The organism is Bacillus sp. FSL L8-0358, assembly GCF_038593095.1.
In the GTDB taxonomy this organism is placed as follows: domain Bacteria; phylum Bacillota; class Bacilli; order Bacillales; family Bacillaceae; genus Bacillus; species Bacillus subtilis.
This window is the reverse complement of sequence record NZ_CP151962.1, coordinates 786,193-803,947: the sequence shown is the minus strand read 5'-3', so window position 1 is coordinate 803,947 and position 17,755 is coordinate 786,193. Positions and strand designations below refer to the sequence as shown.

Below are 17,755 nucleotides of genomic sequence, written 5' to 3'. Positions count from 1 at the left end.
CTCCTTTTTTGTATGCCGGCTTACCTTTTGTATTTCCTCTCCTGTCCATGTTACAGTGGTGTCAACCAAGTGATAGGAGGATGAAAATGACAGCATCTCAGCAGCAAATTCAATTAGCAAGACGTCCACAAGGTATTCCTGTTCATGAAGACTTTCGCTTTGAAACCATTCCGGTTCCTGAACCCAAGCAAGGGGAAGTGCTTGTCAAAACGCTTTATGTTTCGGTTGACCCTTATATGCGCGGCCGTATGCAGGATACGAAGTCATATGTTGAGCCGTTCGCTTTAAATGAAGCGCTTTCTGGCGGGGTTATCGCTGAAGTTGTTTCAGACGGGAATCATCTGAAAAAAGGCGATATCGTCATCGGAAATCTCAGCTGGCAGGAATTTTCCGCTGTGAGCGAGTCTGCCTTGCGAAAAATTGATACAAGCCTTGCTCCCGCTTCGGCCTATCTCGGCATTTTGGGAATGACCGGCTTAACAGCATACTTCGGATTGCTGGACATCGGACGCCCGAAGGAAGGCGAAACCGTGGTTGTCTCCGGAGCTGCCGGAGCCGTCGGTTCAACAGTCGGGCAAATTGCCAAAATCAAAGGCGCGCGAGTTGTCGGTATCGCGGGTTCTGATGAAAAAATCGACTATTTAAAACAGGAGCTTCAGTTTGACGAAGCCATCAATTACAAAACAGCGGATGATATCCAAAAAGCGCTTCAAAACGCTTGTCCTGACGGTGTCGATGTGTATTTTGACAATGTCGGCGGACCGATTTCAGACGCGGTGATGAATCTGCTCAATGAATTTGCCCGCATTCCGGTGTGCGGCGCCATTTCTTCCTATAACGCAGAAAGCGAAGCAGATGACATGGGCCCTCGTGTCCAATCAAAACTCATTAAAACGAAGTCACTGATGCAAGGCTTTATCGTAAGCGACTACTCCGATCGTTTTTCTGAGGGAGCAAAACAGCTGGCCGAATGGCTGAAGGCTGGTAAACTCCATTACGAGGAAACCATCACAGAAGGCTTCGAAAACATTCCTGACGCGTTTCTCGGTTTATTTAAGGGAGAAAATAAAGGGAAACAGCTGATCAAGGTCAGTGATCCGAGCTGAATGAAGATGAAAACGGGAGGGCTTTTTGCCCTCCTTTTGTGTTTCGATGAGATCAGCTGCGAAGAATCAGCGTAAGAAAACCATCTTCATCAGGTTCCGTATCTTCCAAAGTGAATCCTGCTGCTTGAAAGCAAGCTAAACTGATTCGATTGTCTTCTTCAATGCATGCCACCCATTCCCGCACGCTAGTAAAATCAGGTTCGGTCATCAGCTTTTGCAATATCCGTTTTCCGTATCCTTGAAGCCGGTACAAAGGATTGACGATCAATCCAATATACGTCCGCTCCTCTCCGAACTCAATAACGACCACCCCTGCCGGCAGCTGTCCATCATACGCCATGATGACAGTATCGTGTTTATCATTATTTACTCGTGCATACCACTCATCTAATGGCAGCATCCCATCCATTCTCCGTCTGGTATCCTCATTCTCAAACCAGTGTTCAAGAATTTTCAGCTCTGACTCCTTCACTGCTTGAAACCTGTCTATTGAAACCACCTTCCCACCCCCTGCGCGAAACTTTTTCTATTATTTTACAACAAAAAAAGGGCTTTTCGCCCTTCTTTTTATTTCGTCTTCAGTTTTCCGCCTGCATACACAGCTTCACTCAGTTCAACACCAAGCTTCTTCGCCATTTTTTTCAGCTTAGATTCCTCCAATTTCGTCACAAGGCTCAGCACGTTGCCTTCTTTTCCGGCCCGGCCTGTTCGTCCTGATCTGTGGACATAGCCATCTTCATCTGGAATATCAGCATGAATCACGTATGGCAGGTTTTCAATGTCTAAGCCGCGTGCGGCAATGTCAGTCGCCAATAAAAGCGGGAACTCTCCGTCTTCGAATGCGGCAATGATTTTCGCTCGCTCCATTTTTTTCGCTTCACTGTGCAAAACGCCGAGTTCAACGTGGTGATATGCCAGTTTTTCCGCATATACACTCAGGTTGCCAATGTCTCTCACAAATACGAGTGCCTGCATGCCTTCAAGCCTTGACAGCTTTTGCAGCAGCTTCACTTTGTCGCGCTGGTCGCAAATCAGGTATTGATGCTTCACTTTCCCTGCCTCCGCCTTGCTTCGCTGCACCTTCAACACCTCAGGCTCTTGCGCCAATTCGCGGAGCACATCCTCTGTTTCCTTTTTAAGCGTGGCAGAGAAACATAGAAGCTGGCGGTCTCTTAATGTCGTTTTAATAATTTGTTTGATCGTCTCGCGATGCTCCGGCAGGATAAGCTGATCCGCTTCATCAAGTACAATCGTTTTCACTTCATGCATTTTGAGTTTCTTTGCTTTAATCAGTTCAAATACCCTGCCTGGCGTGCCGACAATGATATGCGGATGTTTCTTCAGCTTTTCGACCTGCTTCTTCACATTCGCCCCGCCGATTAAGGAAGCCGCGCGCAGCTCTGAGCCCGCTTTCCAATCCTGAATCACCTGAAAAATCTGCATCACCAGCTCACGGGAAGGCGCTAAAATCACCGCCTGCGGATGCTTTTGCTCTGGTTTGATCCGCTCCAAGACCGGCAGCGCATACGCCAGCGTCTTCCCTGTGCCTGTCGGCGATTCTGCAATGACATCCTTTCCGTCCATGATCAGCTGGGCTGCCTGCTCCTGAACAGGGGTTGGCGTTTGAAAGCCGGAAGCATTCCAATTCTCTTGTATAAATGATTGTGCATTATGTAAAAATGGCCAAGTTTGCGTCATTTTGTTCTCCTCAATTCCTGAAATCTATTCCATAGTATCTCAAAACCTCGCCCGGAACGCAATTTTTCTTTTTCTTTCCTATACCTTTCAACATTCCGAATCCTCCTTTATAATCAAAAGGGTGAATATTACACGCCGATTGTGCGTGTTTGATAACGATAGAGGTGTAAACATGAGTATTTTGTCTGTAAAGGATTTAAGCCACGGCTTCGGGGACCGGGCCATTTTTAATAACGTTTCCTTCCGCCTGTTAAAAGGCGAGCACGTCGGCTTGATCGGCGCAAACGGTGAAGGAAAATCAACCTTCATGAATATTATTACCGGAAAGCTTGAACCTGATGAGGGAAAAGTCGAATGGTCAAAAAATGTCCGTGTCGGCTATCTGGATCAGCATACCGTGCTGGAAAAAGGAAAATCCATTCGCGACGTCCTGAAAGACGCATTCCATTATTTATTTGCGATGGAAGAGGAAATGAACGAGATTTACAACAAAATGGGCGAGGCTGATCCCGACGAGCTCGAGAAGCTGCTTGAAGAAGTCGGCGTCATTCAAGACGCGCTGACAAACAATGATTTTTATGTCATTGATTCCAAGGTGGAGGAAATTGCCCGCGGTCTCGGTTTGAGCGATATCGGATTAGAGCGAGATGTCACCGATTTGAGCGGCGGACAGCGCACAAAGGTTCTTCTCGCTAAGCTTCTCCTTGAAAAGCCGGAAATTCTGCTTCTCGATGAGCCGACCAACTATCTTGATGAACAGCATATTGAATGGCTGAAACGCTACCTGCAGGAATACGAGAACGCGTTCATCCTGATTTCCCACGATATTCCGTTCTTGAATAGTGTCATCAACCTGATTTATCACGTTGAAAATCAAGAGCTGACACGCTATGTCGGCGACTACCATCAGTTTATGGAAGTCTACGAGGTGAAGAAACAGCAGCTTGAAGCGGCCTACAAAAAGCAGCAGCAGGAAGTCGCAGAGCTGAAGGATTTCGTCGCCCGCAACAAAGCGCGCGTCAGCACGAGAAACATGGCGATGTCCCGCCAAAAGAAACTCGATAAGATGGATATGATCGAGCTTGCGGCAGAAAAGCCAAAGCCGGAATTCCATTTCAAGCCGGCGAGAACGTCAGGCAAGCTGATTTTTGAGACGAAGGATCTCGTGATTGGTTACGATTCCCCGCTGTCCCGTCCGCTCAACCTCCGCATGGAACGCGGCCAAAAAATCGCCCTTTACGGCGCAAACGGGATCGGAAAAACGACGTTGCTGAAAAGTTTGCTTGGCGAAATCCAGCCGCTCGAAGGCTCTGTAGAACGCGGTGAGCACATCTATACCGGCTATTTCGAGCAAGAGGTCAAGGAAACAAACAACAATACGTGCATCGAAGAAGTATGGAGCGAATTCCCTTCTTATACGCAGTATGAAATCCGTGCCGCTCTGGCAAAATGCGGACTGACGACAAAGCATATCGAAAGTCGCGTCTCCGTATTAAGCGGAGGCGAAAAAGCGAAAGTCAGATTGTGCAAGCTTATCAACTCAGAAACAAATCTGCTGGTTCTCGATGAGCCGACAAACCACTTGGATGTCGATGCCAAGGAAGAGCTCAAGCGCGCCCTGAAAGAATATAAAGGCTCCATTCTGCTCATTTCCCACGAGCCAGACTTTTATATGGATATTGCGACAGAAACGTGGAACTGCGAGTCTTGGACGACGAAAGTGCTTTAATGTTACGAAAAAACCCGCCTGATGAAGGGCGGGTTTTTTACTGCCATTTTTCTGAACGATTCTCAAAAGCTCTCTGTCTTTTAAAATGAGCTGCAATGGAGATGTGAATTCATCAAGTGTCAGCTCTCTTTTGGCAGACAGCTCAAAATCCTCCTCATCTGCCCAAGCGGTAAACCACTTGGGCGAAAAGCTGTTTTTCATGACGCTGTGTATGTATTGATAGAGCGTTTCTAAACATTTCTGATCATATTCGTCTGGCTTTGCCTTATCCATGGCAAACGTCCCCTCTACAGCATGAACCATCACTTGAAATGGCAATCGTAAATGAACGGACACATTCTCAGCTTCTGCAAGATAAATCCCAGCCGCATCAATGTCTGACCGAAGCGGATGCCCTTTCCGCGAACGCCGTTCTTGCTGACCGAAAAAACCGGTTTCTAAAGGGAGTTTTCAGCCGAAAAATAGTAAAATTGTGTCATAAAGGTTGTCCTTTCCTTCACCAATTCGATTATGATGCATTATAACGAATAAAAAGACACTGCATCTTCGCAGTGTCTTTCGTTATTAATGTCCCGCCTTAATTCCAGCAAGATGTTTACGTCCCATGAGAAGGACAAGCATGCCGACAAAAACGACGATTCCGCCTACTGTATATGGTGTGCTTGCAGTAAAGTGTTCTGACAGCATTCCTGCAATCCACGGGGCGAGCGCGCCGCCGATGAAGCGGACTGAGCTGTAGGCTGAAGACGCGATTGAACGTTCAACCGGCGCAGAACCCATCACAGCGGTTGTCATGATCGTATTCACCATACCGAGGACAGCACCAGCGACAACGATACATGTAATAATCAAAGTCTGATGGTCTGTCCAGATCCCCATAATAACGAGAATGGCCGCAAAGGCGATAAAGAGAACGACGAGCGAACGCACTGTGCCCAGCGCTTTGTGCACGAGCGGCGCCGTAAAGACTGACGTAATCGCCAGCAGAAGGCCCCAGCCGAAGAAGACATATCCAAGACCGTGTTCATCTAAATCCAGAACGAACGGAGAATAAGCAAGCAAAATAAAAAATCCAAAGTTGTATAAGAATGCCGATACCGCCATTGTTAAAAGGCCTTTATATTTGAGCGCCTTCATCGCATCAAACACACCGACGCGTTTCACCGGTTTCGGCAGCTTCGGAAGCATCAAAGAAATCGCGATTAACGCAATAAACATCAGGACAGATACTCCGAAAAACGGTGCGCGCCATGAAATGCTTCCAAGCTCTCCGCCTGCAAGCGGCCCGACGGAAATCCCGAGACCGAGCGCAGCCTCATACAAAATAATCGCTTGGGCGCTGCCGCCGACTGATACACCGACGATGACCGCAAGCGCTGTTGAAATAAACAAAGCATTCCCTAACCCCCAGCCGCCGCGATAGCCGACTAACTGAGCGATTGAACTTGAGCTGCCGCCAAGCCCCGCAAACACAATAATAAAAATAAGTCCGAGAATTAATGTCCATTTCGCGCCGATTCGGCTGGAAATGGCTCCTGAGAAAAACATCATAAATCCGGTTACAAGCAAATAACTTGTAAACAAGAGTGATACTTCACTAGGTGAAGCATGTAATTGTGCGGCAATGGCCGGAAGAATTGGATCAACCAGCCCGATTCCCATAAAGGAAATCACACAGGCAAACGCCACAGCCCATACCGCTTTCGGCTGGCTGAGCAAACCTGTTTTCTGATTCACTTGTGTTGTCTTATCCATTTGACCTGACCTCCATCTTTATTCCATTAAAAGAAACGCTACAAAAATAGCGTTTGGCAAACTTTTCATTCGATTGATTGAATGGCACGTTCCGCTTTGCCTTTCATGCCTTGCAGGCGTTCTTTAAAGCTTTGGAATGTGCGGATTTTCTCATCAATCAAACTCAGCTGGTGATTCAGGGTTTCCTGAATTTCCTCCAGTTTTTCTTTCCGTTCCTTAGGATCCAGTGACAACAAATACCCCTCTTTGTTTAACTCTAGCTGGCGGCTTGTTTCCATGAAATGCTGAAGCTCCTGAAGGGAAAAACCGAGCACCTCTTTTGTGCTGATGACTTTCTCAAGCTCCTCCATATCATCCTCTGAATAAAGCCTTACGCCGCCGTCTGTCCGTTTCGGCGCCGGAATCAAGCCGATTTCTTCATAAAACCGGATGGTCCGCTTTGTCAGTCCGCTTCTTTTGGCCACTTGATCAATCTTCATCCATTCCAAGGTAAATCCCCCTTCGCCGTTTCTGTTACCATTATACACCTTTTGAACCTTAACGTAAACGTTAAGTTTTAAAAAACAATAAAAAAGACGAGTAGCATAAAGCACCCGTCTTTCACTTTCCTGTTTAAGCTAAACTTCCCGCCACTGACAGAGACTCTTTTTGAAGGCTTTCAGAAAGCACTCGATACGCGATCACTTTCTTCTTGTACTGTTTCACGACTTCGATATGGTCGTCGTAGCGGTACACGAACAGCTTCACGTCTTTTTTTCCTTTTTTTGTATCTATTACCAGCGGCGTGCCGCCGTTTTCCGGATGTAAATAACGCTCTTCATCACCTGGATAGATATAATATTTTTCCAGGAAGACAGCTTCGTTAAATTGATCAATCACTTTCTGCTTCTCTGCACCCTCGAGGCGTTTTCCATCTAGAGAGAGACTCGCATTTTCGTCACTCAGCTTGGCGTGCACTTCAAATTTGCCGAGCAGCCATTCTATGACGCCTGTAGGAAGACAGGTTAATACGATTTTCACCAGACTCATGAGAATTAACATCACGATCGCCCATGTCATACTTCATCATCTCCGTTAGTTTTCCATGTGCCGCTGACACATAATTTTATCCTAACATAAGCAGGCCGGTTCGTTTTTGTCCATTATGTGAAAAAAAGCGCGGCCTGCTGCGGCCACGCTTTTTAGCTTTCCAGTTCTTCGATCATGAGGGACAATTCTGTCCAGCGGTCCATCGCAGCCTCAAGCTCTTCCGCAGTTTTCGCCTGCTCGGCCATCAGCTCTTGGATTTTGCCAAAATCACTGCCTGCTGCGGCGATGTCAGCTTCAAGCTGTTCATGCTTTTCTTCCAGCTGGGCAATTTTATCTTCGATGCCGTCCCATTCCAGCTGGTCTTTGTAAGAAAGCTTTTTCCGTTTTTTCTTCGGCTCGGCTTCAGCCGTTTTTTCCTCAGCTGCCGGTTTTGGGGCCGCTTTTTTCGCTTTTGACTCCTCCATATAGTCGCTGTAGGAGCCTTGAAAGCGGGAAATGACGCCATTTCCTTCAAATACAATCAAACGGTCGACGACGCGGTCAAGGAAATAGCGGTCATGAGATACGGTGATGACGACGCCTGGGAACTGGTCAATATAATCCTCAAGAACGCTTAATGTTTCAGTATCCAAATCGTTCGTCGGCTCATCGAGAAACAGGACATTCGGCTCCTGCATGAGAACCTGAAGCAAGTATAAACGGCGTTTTTCCCCGCCGGACAGCTTGCGGATATACGTCTGCTGCATCGAACGCGGGAAGAGGAAACGCTCGAGCATTTGTTCAGCTGTAATCATATCGCCATCTGCCGTTTTTACGACCTCCGCCGTTTCTTTTATATAGTCAATGACCTTTAACTCACCGTTCATTTCACTATGATCCTGAGTATAGTAGCCGATTCTGACCGTCTGTCCGATCGTAATATCGCCTCCGTCCGGCGTATGACGGCCGGCAAGGGCATTTAACAGCGTTGTTTTCCCGATGCCGTTCGGCCCGATGATCCCGATCCGTTCACCTGGTATGACAAGTTCATTAAAACGGTCGACGAGCATGCGGCCGTCATAAGCGATCATGACGTTCTCCGCTTCAATAACCTGTTTTCCGAGACGGTGCGAGCCAATGGCAAAATCGAGTGAACCTGATGACTGAGGGCCTTTCTGCTCTTTAAGCGTCTCTACCCGGTCAATTCTCGCCTTTTGTTTTGTTGAGCGGGCTTTCGCTCCTCGTCTGAGCCAGGCCAGCTCGCGGCGCAGCAGGTTTTGCCGCTTCGTTTCCTTTTGCTCAGCCTGCGCTTCCCGTTCCGCGCGTTTTTCTAAAAACACTTCATAGTTGCCTTTGTACGTGTAGAGGCTGCCTCTTTCAAGCTCATAAATGCGGTTGGTGACACGGTTTAAGAAATATCTATCGTGCGTCACCAGCATGACGGCGCCGGGATATTGGCTTAAATACCCTTCAAGCCACTCAATCGTTTCATTATCCAAATGGTTTGTCGGCTCGTCCAAAATGAGCAAATCAGCGGGCTGAATTAAGTTTTTGGCAATGGCCACCCGTTTTTTCTGGCCGCCTGAAAGCTCATTGACCGGTTTTGTTACGTCGTTGACGCCCAGCTTAGACAATACGGTTTTTGCCAAGGTGTTTGCATCCCATGCATTGTTTGCGTCCATTTTCGCTTGTGTTGCCAGCAGGTGTTTCTGGCGCTGTTCATTTTCGGGATCTTTCCCCAGTTCATACAGCGCTTTTTCATATTCACGCAAGGTTTTCATCACAGCCGATTCACCGGAATAGATATGCTCCAGCACTGTTTGCCCCGCAGGCAGCTCCGGGTCTTGATGAAGAAATTCGACCTGCACGCTTCCGGATTTCGTGATTTCTCCTTCTTCGATAGATTCCAAGCCGGCAATCACTTTCAGCAACGTTGATTTTCCTGTTCCGTTCGGCCCGATTAATCCGATTCTCTCATTCTCTTCAATATGAAAGGAGATATGGTCAAATAATGTTTTATCTCCGTATGTTTTATAAAGATTTTCCGCTTTTAATATGCTCATGGTTCCTATCAATCCTCACGTAAGTTCATGTGTACATTTTAAATCAGCCGCTGGAATAAAACTAGTAAAACGTCAGACGAATTTCATGGAAATGCAGGATAGAAAAAGACCGGGGACATTTGTCCCCGGTCTCTTACTCTTCCTCAAGCGCTTTTTCAGCCATTTTTGCAAGATGCTGCGCGCTTCCTGAAATCTCCTGCATTGTGGCGGAAATTTGTTCAACGGCAGCGGCTTGTCCGTCTGTATGCTGATTAATCGACTCAATGGATTCCTCCAGCCCTTTCAGCAGGCTGTGGATTTTTTTCGTAATCTGGTCAATTTGGCCGACATTTTCTTTTGAATGCGTTGCTAGCTTTCTGATCTCATCTGCGACGACAGAGAAGCCTTTTCCGGACTCCCCTGCTCTTGCCGCTTCGATCGCGGCGTTCAAGCCGAGCAGATTGCTTTGGTCCGAGATGCCTTTAACAGTTACTGAAATATCGGCGATTTCACCGGCGCTTTCGCTTACTTTTTTCGCCTGAGAGGAAATGCCCGACATTTGAGTTGAAAACCCGTTAATTGATTCAGAAATGTCGGAAATAGCCGCGGCTGTTTGTTCAACGACAGCTGATAAGCTTTCCGCCACATCATGCAGCTTTGACGACTCCTCAAGGCTCGTTCCGAGGCCGACGCCTCCAATGACTCTTCCATTCTCGTCGTGCAGCGGGATGGCACGCGCGATCAATGGGAAGCCGAACAATTCTTTCGGAACCATGCTCGTCTTCTTCTGATTGCTGCGGATGGCATCTGTGATGATATCCCCTTCCTGCAGCGGATCGCCGGCTTTTACGTTCAGCGAAAAGGTTTTGGCCGGTATATTCACGAGCAGTTTTTCCGTATCATAAATGCCGATTGTAATATCATCCTGAACCAGGCTGTTTAAATAAGGGGCTACTTTGATAAATGCGTCCAGAATATCTGCGGTTTCTTTTTCCGTATTTATGGTCAATTCCATTCACTCCTTTTCATTAATAAGGGAAGCTGCGTTTTTCGTGCTGGACCGAAATCCATTTCAGCGTTGTAAATTCTTCGAGGCTCCACTCACCGTTTAAACGGCCGAGACCCGATTGCTTTTCACCGCCGAAGGCTACATTCGGTTCATCATTGATGGTCGTGTCATTGACGTGAATCATGCCTGTTTCAATGCGTTTCGCAAAAGCCACGCCGCGCTCAAGATTTGACGTATGTACGGCACCGCTCAAGCCAAACGGGGTTTCGTTTGCGATATCCACCGCTTCGTCTTCTGAATCAAACTTCATAAAGGAGACGACTGGTCCGAACAGCTCTTCCTTGGCAATGCTCATGAACGGTTTGACGTCTTTTAAGATCGTCGGTTCCACGATCGTCCCGTTAAATCCGCCAAGCTTCACTGGTACAGCGCCTTCTTCAATTGCCTGCTCAACAGACTTCATCAGCCCGTCCGTCTGTCTGCTGTTGATTAATGGCCCGATAATCGTATCAGGATCCATTGGGTCGCCTACTTTCAGCGATTCCACTTTTGCCTGGTACAGCTCAAGGAACTTGTCATAAATAGAAGAATGAACAAGCACGCGGTTGGCTGACATGCAAATCTGTCCTTGATGTGTAAATCGGCTGAACACCGCCGCATTGACCGCATATTCTATATCTGCATCCTCAAGTACGATGAAGGCGCTGTTCCCGCCAAGCTCAAGAAGCGGCTTTTTAAAATGCTTCATCGCAAGCTGGCCGATGTAACTGCCGACTTTCGTAGAACCTGTAAATGAAATGATCCGCGGCACTGGGTGTTCAACAAAGCTGTCTCCGATTTCTGCAATGTCTGTGACAACAACATTCAGCAGCCCCGCTGGAATTCCCGCGTTCTCAAAAATTTTCGCAATCAGCGTTCCGCCGCAAATCGGCGTTTCCTCATGCGGCTTTAGCACAACGCCATTGCCGGCTCCGAGTGCAGGCGCCACTGATTTCATAGATAAAAAGAATGGGAAGTTAAACGGACTGATGACACCGACAACGCCTGCCGGCACGCGATATAATCTGTTTTCCTTGCCATCTATTGTGGACGGAAGAATTTTCCCCTCCATGCGGATTGGGAACGTTGCCGCTTCTTTCATGATGTTTTTGACAAGTCCGATTTCAAAAGCCGCTTTGAGCCTTGTACCGCCTAGCTCCTCCATAATCAAATAAATAATGGCTTCTTCATTTTCTTCAATATACGTGACGGCTTTTTCTAAAATGGTTCTTTTCTCAAACGGGTTGACCGCATCCCATTTTTTCTTTGCCAGCGCCGCTGCCCGATACGCTTCATCTACATCGTCAGCAGTCGCTTTACGGAATGTTGTGAATGTTTTTTGAGTATAAGGATTTTTGTTTTCCAATACATTTGGGCTGCTGCCCTCCTGCCATTTCCCGCCGATAAACTGTTTATTCAACTCTTCATATTGAAACATGGTCAGCATCTCCTTTATAACCGCAAATCAAATTATGGGCGAATCTATTTTTTCTATCGGTTCATCTTGCATAAAATTGAATATACGATTAGTAAAAATTACTATCCTATGATACGACAACGCTGTTTCGCTTCTATCATTTAAAGCAGAAAAATATTTTATTGACTGCGTCAAATTTCGACAATATAATACAACAAGAACTGTATATAATGATTAGAATATTTTGAATATTTTCAGGAGGAACTTTTGATGAGTTCATTATTTAGAAAAAAACCGCTTGAAACATTGAGTGCGCAGAGCAAGTCAAAAAGCCTTGCCCGTACGTTAAGCGCATTTGATTTAACCTTGCTCGGTATCGGTTGTGTCATCGGTACAGGGATTTTTGTCATTACAGGAACAGTGGCAGCGACCGGTGCAGGTCCCGCCCTCATCATATCGTTTATTTTAGCGGGGCTCGCCTGTGCGCTGGCTGCTTTCTGTTATGCTGAGTTTTCGTCTTCCATTCCGATTTCGGGAAGCGTGTACTCATACTCATACGTGACACTTGGAGAGCTGCTCGCCTTTTTGATCGGATGGGATCTCATGCTTGAATATGTCATTGCACTGTCAGCGGTTGCCACCGGCTGGTCTTCATACTTTCAATCACTGCTTGCCGGCTTCAATCTTCATATTCCGGCTGCACTGACAGGAGCGCCGGGAAGCACGGCGGGCGCCGTATTTAATCTTCCGGCTGCGGTGATCATTCTCCTCATCACTGCGATTGTCAGCAGAGGCGTCAAGGAAAGCACACGCTTTAACAACGTCATCGTACTGATGAAAATCGCGATCATTTTATTGTTCATTATTGTCGGTATCGGCTATGTGAAACCGGACAACTGGTCTCCTTTTATGCCATTCGGGATGAAAGGCGTCATTCTTAGCGCTGCCACTGTATTCTTCGCGTATCTTGGGTTTGACGCGGTTTCTAACGCCTCAGAGGAAGTAAAAAATCCGCAAAAAAACATGCCCGTCGGCATTATTTCAGCTCTAGCCGTCTGTACGGTTCTGTACATCGCGGTATCGCTTGTGCTGACAGGCATGATGCCTTATGCCAAATTGAATGTCGGAGATCCTGTATCCTTTGCGCTGAAATTTGTCGGACAGGACGCTGTTGCCGGAATTATTTCTGTCGGTGCGATTATCGGGATTACGACGGTGATGCTCGCTTTGCTGTACGCTCAGGTTCGTTTGACATTTGCCATGAGCAGAGACGGCCTTCTGCCTGGATTGTTCGCAAAGGTTCATCCGTCATTTAAAACCCCGTTCCGCAACACGTGGCTGACAGGGATCGTTGCAGCGGGAATCGCCGGCTTTATTAACCTCGGAACGCTGGCCCACCTGGTGAACATGGGAACACTTGCCGCGTTTACGGTCATATCTATTGCTGTCATTGTGCTAAGAAAGAAACATCCTGAAATCAAAGCGTCCTTCAGAGTGCCGTTCGTTCCGGTTGTGCCGATTATCAGCGCAGGCATCTGCCTTTGGTTCATGTACAGCCTTCCCGGCGTCACATGGCTTTCATTTGTCATCTGGATCGCTGTCGGAACGCTGGTTTATTTCCTATATTCGAGAAAACACAGCTTATTAAACAAATAATCTCTTTTTAGCCGGCGGTGCCTCACCCGCCGGCTTTTTCCTTTTTTTATGTGCTATACTTTGAGTACGCATGAGAAAGGGAGACACACAGATGAAACAATACCGCACTTTATTATTTGATGTAGATGATACCATCCTTGATTTTCAAGCGGCAGAAGCTTTAGCCCTGCGTTTGCTGTTTGAAAATCAGAACATTCCTTTAACAAATGACATGAAGGCGCAGTATAAAACCATCAATCAAGGTCTCTGGAGAGCCTTTGAAGAAGGTAAGATGACACGGGATGAAGTCGTAAACACACGTTTCTCCGCTTTGCTCAAGGAGTACGGTTACGAGGCGGACGGCGCTTTGCTTGAGCAAAAATACCGCCGCTTTCTTGAAGAAGGACATCAGCTTATTGACGGTGCATTTGATCTCATCTCAAATCTGCAGCAACAGTTTGATTTGTACATCGTGACAAACGGCGTGTCTCACACACAATATAAGCGTCTCCGTGATTCAGGATTATTTCCATTCTTCAAGGACATTTTCGTTTCTGAAGACACAGGCTTCCAAAAGCCGATGAAGGAATATTTCGATTACGTGTTTGAACGGATTCCTCAATTTTCAGCAGAGCACACATTAATCATCGGGGATTCACTAACTGCTGATATCAAAGGCGGACAGCTCGCCGGGCTTGATACTTGCTGGATGAACCCTGACATGAAGCCGAATGTGCCAGAGATCATACCAACCTATGAGATTCGTAAGCTTGAAGAGCTATATCACATTTTGAATATCGAAAATACCGTCAGCTGCTAATCAGGCTGACGGTATTTCTTTTATAAGAGTCTTTTTTCCTCTTGATAAATTCTTCACCTTATGAATAATATGGTGGTATGCTTTGGTTATATATGTAAGGAGGAGACTCAATTGGCTATCGCCGCCCCGGTAAAAGAAAAAACAATTCAAAAACCAGGCACCACGGTGTATCCGATTTTGATTATTATCGGAATTTGCCATATGCTCAACGATTCGCTTCAAGCTGTGATTCCGGCCATGTTCCCTATTTTGGAACGCTCCATGAGCCTGACGTTTACACAGCTCGGCATCATCGCTTTCACATTAAACATGGTGTCATCCGTCATGCAGCCTGTTGTCGGCTGGTATACCGATAAACGGCCGCAGCCGTATGCGCTGCCAGTCGGTTTGACCGCCAGCATGCTTGGCATTTTGGGCCTTGCATTTGCCCCGTCATTCATAACGATCCTATGCTGTGTGTTTTTCATTGGATTAGGCTCGGCCATTTTCCATCCGGAGGGCTCCCGTGTGGCGTATATGGCCGCCGGCACAAAACGCGGGCTCGCCCAGTCGATTTATCAGGTGGGCGGAAACTCAGGCCAGGCGATGGCCCCGCTGATCACCGCGCTGATCCTTGTGCCGCTCGGGCAATTCGGCGCTGTTTGGTTCACGCTTGTCGCCGCGCTTGCTGTTATGTTTCTCATGTATATCGCGAAATGGTACGCCTCACGTCTCGGCAGCCTTGCCCAGAAATCAGGCAAGCAAAAGAAAACGGCTGAAAACACGGCCATCACCAAATCTGTTGTATCTGCTCTTATTATTATTATATTTCTCATTTTTGCTCGTTCTTGGTATACGAGTGCGATCGGTAACTTTTACACGTTTTACGCGATGGATACCTATCACGTAAGCATTCAGCAGGCACAAAGCTATATTTTTGTCTTCTTGCTGTTTGGCGCGATCGGCACGTTTCTCGGCGGCCCGCTTGCAGACCGTTTTGGAAAACGCTTCGTTATCCTCGGTTCGCTGTTATGCTCGGCGCCGCTGGCGATCTTGCTGCCATTTGCCGGCCCGGTTCTCGCCTATGGCGTGCTTGCCTTGATTGGCTTGGTTCTGATGTCGAGCTTTTCCGTAACGGTCGTCTACGCACAGGAGCTAGTTCCTGGAAAAATTGGCACAATGTCCGGTTTAACCGTCGGGCTTGCCTTCGGGATGGGCGCAATCGGTGCTGTGGCGCTGGGCGCTCTGATTGACGCCGCGGGACTGACCCCGACGATGATCGCCATTGCCTTTCTCCCTGTTCTCGGCATCCTTGCCTTCCTATTGCCAAGTGACCAGAAGCTGAGAGAATGGCATAGCTGAAAAAACCCCTGCCAGGCGGCAGGGGTTTTTTAATCCAGCTGGATAAAATGAGTGTCAGGCACTGCGTGCTTCGGGATAAAGCCATCCGCAAAGTCCGGAAACGCCGACTGTATTTCATCAATCCATCTTTTCAGATTTAATATATACGGCATATAAATCATCTCAATTGTCGCTTCGTCTTCAATCCGGTAGTACCAGCAAAGATTAAACTCTTTTTCTGTCACCAGTGTAAACCCAGAGAAATGATAGAAAATCAGCGGCGTTTCATCTATATGCACGCGGCCGTCCTTTTGCCCGACCTTATAGTTTTCGATATTCCAAAGCGCTGTATTGGCTCCTATTGATTTGACAACATGAACACCTTTAAACTGCGCCGGCCATTTCTCCACATATCTTTGATCACCATATGTCTTTCGTTCCGTATCCATTTCGACCGTGCAAAATTCAATACAGTCCTGTCTCCACTGCCACACCGCTTCATATGCTTCCTTTGTATTACCGGCACCGACAAAGCCTGTATTAAAGCGTCCGGTTCGGTCGTAGTAGGACATGAAGCGCGGCGAATTACGATGATCAGTCAAATACAGAGACGCCGTTGGATTTTCTGCAAAAATACGTGCCGGATCAGAAAAGAAAAATAGATCCGTATCCATATGGGCAAAGTATTCAGCGTCATCCCACTTGCTCATCACATGAAACAAAAAGGCGGGCTTTAACGTCCAGCAATATTCATGAAACGTTCTGTTGCTTTTCGCTTTCAGCAGCTCCGGGTCTTCCATTTCATGCAGCTGCACAAAGGTTACATGCTCCCATGGAACGTGCTGAAGCAATTCATACGCTTTCCGGTCGACACACAGCACATATAAATGAAAATCATCGCAATGCTCATGGAGAGAATGAATCATAGGCATGAGCTTAAAGAGATGTGTCCTTGACACTATCGTTGAAAAATGAAATGTACTCACTTATACCACATCCAATGATCTAAGATCCACGTGCAGCAAATCGTTGACAAGCGCATACAGTGCGTTGGCAAAATCGTTCACGCCTAGCTTTTTCTTCGCTTTCGGCAGAAGCTTGCGGACAGTTTGTAAATCAAAGCTTTTCGCCGTCACCCTTGGGGATTTCTTTCTCCAATCCGGATCAATGTTGCGCTCTTTAACAACATGTAGAAGCTCAAGAAACAGATTCAGCAGCATATCATATTTCTGTGATTCCAGCAGCTTTTGAATATCAGCCATGATTCTGTTCGTCATGTCAGGCGGGAACGGCCCATTAAATGCGAGATGAACGTCTAAGGAGCGGATGTTATTGTATTTATCGCACATATAGGCAATGTTTGCCCGAATATCGTCTACAGACTTACAATTGCTTGGATGTTCCTGATGAACACTGACAATATCGCGACGAAGCCTGAAGGTCAATCCGGCCTGATGAAGCCTGATCCCGAGGTCATAATCCTCAAACCCGTACCGTACAATGCCTTCGTCAAATAAACCGAGATCAACCACATGCTTGCGTTTCACAGAGGAATTATTCGTGATAAAAAAGCGCCATGGCATATGATAGCCTATCAAGTCATCGCCGTACTCATCTAAAATCTTCTTGAGCACGTCTATAAAGTCGGTATCGAGGTCAAAGCTTTTATCAAGAAAGCTTCCGTTTTTGATGTCCGCTTCCTCCAGCAGCTTTTGTTTGTCTTTCTTCGGCATTTCATCTGTGAGCTTTGCGAGCTGTTCCTTATGTTCTTCTTCAAACCGTTCATAATAAAAACTGTAGATCCGTTTCCAAAACAACCCGCACACGACGAGATTCTCTTCGTTCTCATGGGCTTTAATATGTTTTGCCACAAGGTCCTTTGCCGCAAGCATATCGCTGTCATGGAAAATCAGGATGTCTCCTCTGGCATTGCGAAGCGCCTGATTTCGTCCGTACGCAATGCCCCTGTTTTCTTTAATCCGTGTAAAGATCAGCGGAAAATCCGCTTGAAATGACTCAAGCATCGAGAGCGTCCCGTCCTCAGAGCCATTGTCCGCTACAATGACTTCGAATTCTTCATCGCACTCCTGCTGGTTTAATGACAGAAGGCTGTTGTAAAGGCGCTCCTTTGAATTATATGCAGGAATAATAACGCTTGCTTTCACTTCATTTTCACT

The 17,755-nt window shown here is 47.0% G+C and carries 15 protein-coding genes and 1 pseudogene; 5 read left to right on the top strand and 11 right to left on the bottom strand.

The genetic code is table 11. The features are described from left to right. Positions 1-86 precede the first annotated feature (86 nt). Complete coding sequence (locus tag NYE49_RS04090) at positions 87-1,106, top strand: NADP-dependent oxidoreductase (protein ID WP_342410950.1); 1,020 nt, start codon at positions 87-89, stop codon at positions 1,104-1,106. 52 nt (positions 1,107-1,158) lie between these two features. On the opposite strand, the gene NYE49_RS04085 is transcribed toward NYE49_RS04090, so the two are convergent. Together NYE49_RS04085 and NYE49_RS04080 are read right to left on the bottom strand one after the other, a co-directional pair. Further along, positions 1,159-1,605 carry a GNAT family N-acetyltransferase gene (locus NYE49_RS04085; RefSeq protein ID WP_217020656.1) on the bottom strand — a complete coding sequence of 149 codons (447 nt, stop codon included), beginning with the start codon at positions 1,603-1,605 and terminating at the stop codon, positions 1,159-1,161. A gap of 68 nt (positions 1,606-1,673) precedes the next feature. Further along, positions 1,674-2,804 (bottom strand): DEAD/DEAH box helicase, encoded by a 1,131-nt coding sequence (locus NYE49_RS04080; protein ID WP_032726670.1) that lies wholly within the window; start codon positions 2,802-2,804, stop codon positions 1,674-1,676. A gap of 172 nt (positions 2,805-2,976) precedes the next feature. Here NYE49_RS04080 and NYE49_RS04075 point away from each other — a divergent pair, with 172 nt between their 5' ends. Further along, a complete protein-coding gene (locus NYE49_RS04075; RefSeq protein WP_014476110.1) occupies positions 2,977-4,533 on the top strand; it encodes an ABC-F family ATP-binding cassette domain-containing protein in 1,557 nt (518 codons plus the stop codon). A gap of 119 nt (positions 4,534-4,652) precedes the next feature. Here NYE49_RS04075 and NYE49_RS04070 read toward each other — a convergent pair. The 7 genes and pseudogenes from NYE49_RS04070 to yfmT form a co-directional block, all read right to left on the bottom strand. Continuing rightward, positions 4,653-4,806: pseudogene (locus tag NYE49_RS04070) on the bottom strand (hypothetical protein). A 291-nt stretch (positions 4,807-5,097) separates the two neighbouring features. Continuing rightward, on the bottom strand, positions 5,098-6,288 hold the full coding sequence (locus tag NYE49_RS04065) for an MFS transporter (RefSeq protein WP_342410949.1): 1,191 nt from the start codon (positions 6,286-6,288) through the stop codon (positions 5,098-5,100). Positions 6,289-6,353: 65 nt separating this feature from the next. Continuing rightward, the gene (locus NYE49_RS04060) at positions 6,354-6,776 is read right to left on the bottom strand and encodes a MerR family transcriptional regulator (protein WP_014479143.1); all 423 of its coding nucleotides are present in this window, start codon (positions 6,774-6,776) and stop codon (positions 6,354-6,356) included. Between the two features lie 124 nt (positions 6,777-6,900). Further along, a complete protein-coding gene (locus NYE49_RS04055; RefSeq protein ID WP_342410948.1) occupies positions 6,901-7,347 on the bottom strand; it encodes a YfmQ family protein in 447 nt (148 codons plus the stop codon). Between the two features lie 122 nt (positions 7,348-7,469). Beyond that, complete coding sequence (locus NYE49_RS04050; RefSeq protein ID WP_342410947.1) at positions 7,470-9,359, bottom strand: ABC-F family ATP-binding cassette domain-containing protein; 1,890 nt, start codon at positions 9,357-9,359, stop codon at positions 7,470-7,472. A 133-nt stretch (positions 9,360-9,492) separates the two neighbouring features. Then, entirely contained in the window at positions 9,493-10,353 is an 861-nt protein-coding gene (locus tag NYE49_RS04045) for a methyl-accepting chemotaxis protein (protein ID WP_003233767.1), read from the bottom strand. A 13-nt stretch (positions 10,354-10,366) separates the two neighbouring features. Further along, positions 10,367-11,824 (bottom strand): benzaldehyde dehydrogenase, encoded by a 1,458-nt coding sequence (yfmT, locus tag NYE49_RS04040; RefSeq protein ID WP_342410946.1) that lies wholly within the window; start codon positions 11,822-11,824, stop codon positions 10,367-10,369. Between the two features lie 249 nt (positions 11,825-12,073). Here yfmT and NYE49_RS04035 point away from each other — a divergent pair, with 249 nt between their 5' ends. The 3 genes from NYE49_RS04035 (at position 12,074) to NYE49_RS04025 (ending at position 15,599) form a co-directional block, all read left to right on the top strand. Then, positions 12,074-13,459 (top strand): amino acid permease, encoded by a 1,386-nt coding sequence (locus tag NYE49_RS04035; RefSeq protein WP_003233771.1) that lies wholly within the window; start codon positions 12,074-12,076, stop codon positions 13,457-13,459. Positions 13,460-13,550: 91 nt separating this feature from the next. Beyond that, entirely contained in the window at positions 13,551-14,258 is a 708-nt protein-coding gene (locus NYE49_RS04030; protein WP_047182259.1) for a YjjG family noncanonical pyrimidine nucleotidase, read from the top strand. A 111-nt stretch (positions 14,259-14,369) separates the two neighbouring features. Continuing rightward, positions 14,370-15,599, top strand: a complete 1,230-nt coding sequence (locus NYE49_RS04025) for an MFS transporter (RefSeq protein WP_047182258.1) — start codon at positions 14,370-14,372, stop codon at positions 15,597-15,599. 29 nt (positions 15,600-15,628) lie between these two features. On the opposite strand, the gene NYE49_RS04020 is transcribed toward NYE49_RS04025, so the two are convergent. Together NYE49_RS04020 and NYE49_RS04015 are read right to left on the bottom strand one after the other, a co-directional pair. Next, a complete protein-coding gene (locus NYE49_RS04020; RefSeq protein ID WP_342410945.1) occupies positions 15,629-16,564 on the bottom strand; it encodes a hypothetical protein in 936 nt (311 codons plus the stop codon). Beyond that, on the bottom strand, positions 16,565-17,743 hold the full coding sequence (locus tag NYE49_RS04015; protein ID WP_047182256.1) for a glycosyltransferase family 2 protein: 1,179 nt from the start codon (positions 17,741-17,743) through the stop codon (positions 16,565-16,567). Positions 17,744-17,755 lie beyond the last annotated feature (12 nt).